The 2,747-nt window shown below is 70.5% G+C and carries 3 protein-coding genes; all 3 read left to right on the top strand.

All coding sequences use genetic code 11. The features are described from left to right. Window positions 1-179: 179 nt before the first annotated feature. The 3 genes from AB0M65_RS40675 (at window position 180) to AB0M65_RS40665 (ending at window position 2,687) form a co-directional block, all read left to right on the top strand. Window positions 180-860, top strand: a complete 681-nt coding sequence (locus AB0M65_RS40675; protein ID WP_364040970.1) for a hypothetical protein — start codon at window positions 180-182, stop codon at window positions 858-860. Between the two features lie 83 nt (window positions 861-943). Then, window positions 944-1,738, top strand: a complete 795-nt coding sequence (locus AB0M65_RS40670) for a hypothetical protein (protein ID WP_364040967.1) — start codon at window positions 944-946, stop codon at window positions 1,736-1,738. Between the two features lie 64 nt (window positions 1,739-1,802). Continuing rightward, on the top strand, window positions 1,803-2,687 hold the full coding sequence (locus tag AB0M65_RS40665) for an NAD(P)H-binding protein (protein ID WP_364040964.1): 885 nt from the start codon (window positions 1,803-1,805) through the stop codon (window positions 2,685-2,687). The last annotated feature ends 60 nt before the right edge of the window (window positions 2,688-2,747 follow it).

Below are 2,747 nucleotides of genomic sequence, written 5' to 3'. Positions count from 1 at the left end.
TGAAGAAGGCCAGGCGCTAGTCCCCTGGCAAGCGCGTGAAGGCCCCCTTCCCTCGGCCATGGTTTTGAGTGACCAGCCGAGGGAAGGGGGCCTTCACGCGCACTCAAACCATCAGACGGTGGAAATTCACGCGTCAGGCACTACGGTGGTGGTACAGACCATTCACCCGAGGGAGTCCTATGCGTGCCACCGGATTCGCTGCCGTCTGTACCGCTCTCGTGCTGCTGAGCGGTTGTTCCGCGGAAGAGAAACCGGCGGCGCCACCGCTCGCCGACGCGGCCCAGCTGGCCTCGGCAGCCGGCGCGGGCACGCAGAAGGCCAGGTCGTCGAAGATCGCGCTCGAGACCACCGCCGAGGACGGCCGCAAGGTCGTGGTGACCAGTTCCGGCCTCTACGAGGGCCCGAACAGCAAGTTCTCGATGGTCGCCGAGATCGCCGGTGAGAAGCGGGACCTGATCTTCGCCGACGGCGTCCTCTACTACCACCTGTCCGACGCGCAGGTCCAGGAACACAAGACCGGCAAGGAATGGGTCAAGATCACCGCCGACGGCAAGGACGCGCTGTCGGCGGCCAACGGCAAGCTGATGACGGACGTCGTCGAGGCGATGGACCCGACGCGCACTGCCGACCGGATCTCGAAAACCGGCAAGGTCACCAAAGCCGAGCAGGGTGGACTGAACGGCGCGGCCGCCACCCACTACGTCCTCGACCTCGGCGGCGCCCCGGCCGAGGTGTGGCTCGACGCCGATCAGCGCCCGGTGCGGGTCACCTTGGGCAAGGCCACGATCAAGTACGACAGCTGGGCCTCGGACGTGGTGATCATCGCGCCGCCGCCCGAAGCGGTCGGTGACAGCCGCTGAGCCGTTCCCCCGATCGGGTCCGGGGTCCGTGCTGTGTTTCGCTTGACCGCCCGCGCTCCATCAACACAGCCGAGGACGGTCCCATGCGGAGAACGGCCCTGCCCGCCGTCGTGCTCGTACTCGGCGCGCTGCTCGGCGGCTGCGACGGCGACACCGTGTCGTTCGCCGACGCCCACGCGCTGGCCGACGGGACCACGGCCGCCATCGACGGCAAGGCGGCGAAGTTCGCCACCGACGTCACGGCGGGCGCGATGCGGTCGAAGAGCGAAGGCCAGGCCAAGGTCGCGCGGGCGGGCACCGCGCTGGTGATGAACACGGACTTCGTCGGCGAGCCGATGGAACTCCGGCTGGTCGGCAAGACCGTCTTCGCGAAGGTCCCCGAGAGCTCCCGCGAAGACGTCCCCGACGGCAAGCCGTGGATCAAGGTCTCCCCCGACGGCAGCGACCCGTTCTCCCAGGTCCTCGGCGGTAGCCTCGACCAGCTGGCCAAACAGAGCGATCCGGGCCGGGCGCTCGACCAGATCCGGCGGGCGGGCACGCTCACCGGCTCCGAGCACGCCGATCTCGACGGCGTCTCCACCGAGCACTACCGGCTGGACATCGACCTTGCCGCGCTGGGCGGCGATCTGCCCGCCGGGTTGTCGGCGGAGGCCGTCGGGGAACTGGGCGGCAAACTCGGGAAGCTGCCCATGGAAATCTGGCTCGACGGCGCGCATCAGCCCCTTAAGGTCGTCCTCGACCTGGCACCGGTCCTCGCCGCCTCGGGTGTCCCGGACAGCGCGCAGGCCAGGACCACCACGCACTACAGCGAGTGGGGAACGCGGGCCGACATCCAGGCTCCGCCCGCGGACCAGATCGGGGAGATCCCGGCGGGCTGACGCCGTCACGTTGTCGAAGCCGGTCTCGTCCAGGTCGTGAAGGCGATCGGAAAGGGATGGACAGATGCGCGTGATGGTGATCGGGGCAACGGGAGTACTCGGACGGCCGCTGGTGCGGCGGTTGCTGGCCGGGGGCCACGAGGTGAGCGGGCTGGCGAGGAGCGAGGACCGCGTCGCGGCCGTGCGCGCGACAGGCGCGAAGCCGGTGACGGGCTCGCTGTTCGACGTCGATTCCCTCGCCGGTGCGCTGCGCGGACACGACGCGGTGCTGAACGTGGCGACCCGGATCCCGGACGCGCGGCACGCCGTGACGCTGTCCGGCTGGGCCGAGAACGACCGTGTGCGGGTCGACGGCAGCCGGACACTCGCGGCCGCGGTCCGGCGGGTCGACGAACTCGGGATCGTGGTGCAGGAAGGGATTTCGTTCGTCTACGCCGACGGCGGCGACCGCGAACTGGACGAGGACTCGCCACTCGAACTCCGCGGCAACATCGCGTCGTCGACCGTGGCGCACGCGAACATCGCCGCTTTGGCCGGCGAAGGTCGCACCGCGATCCGGCTGCGGATCGGGCTGCTGGTCTCCGGCGACCCGATGACCACGGCGATGCTGGCGGCCGCGCGACGCGGTTCGCCGCTGATCATCGGCCGCCGGACCGACTGGACGTCGCCGATCCACCCGGACGACGCGGCGGCCGGGGCCATCGCGGCGCTGGGTGCGCCGAGCGGCGTCTACAACCTGGCCGCGGATCCCGTGCGGAAGCAGGAACTCGGCGAGGCGATGGCCGCCGCGGGCGGTGTCCGGCGGGCCCGTGCGCTGCCGAAGTGGCCGGCGAGCCGTCTCGGCCTGATGTCGGTGCTGGCGCGTTCGCAGCGCGTCGTCTCGGCGCGGCTCACCGAGGCGACCGGCTGGCGCCCCGAACGCCCCACCCCCGGCCCTTCCTGGTTCTAGCGCCCTCGCCCGGCTCCTACCTCCGCGTTTAGTCCTCTGGTTGCGGTACTTGCGTGTGCA

The organism is Amycolatopsis sp. NPDC051071 (assembly GCF_040682875.1).
Taxonomy (GTDB): Bacteria; Actinomycetota; Actinomycetes; order Mycobacteriales; family Pseudonocardiaceae; genus Amycolatopsis.
The sequence above is the reverse complement of the archived record's forward strand: the minus strand, read 5'-3'. Positions and strand labels throughout refer to the sequence as shown.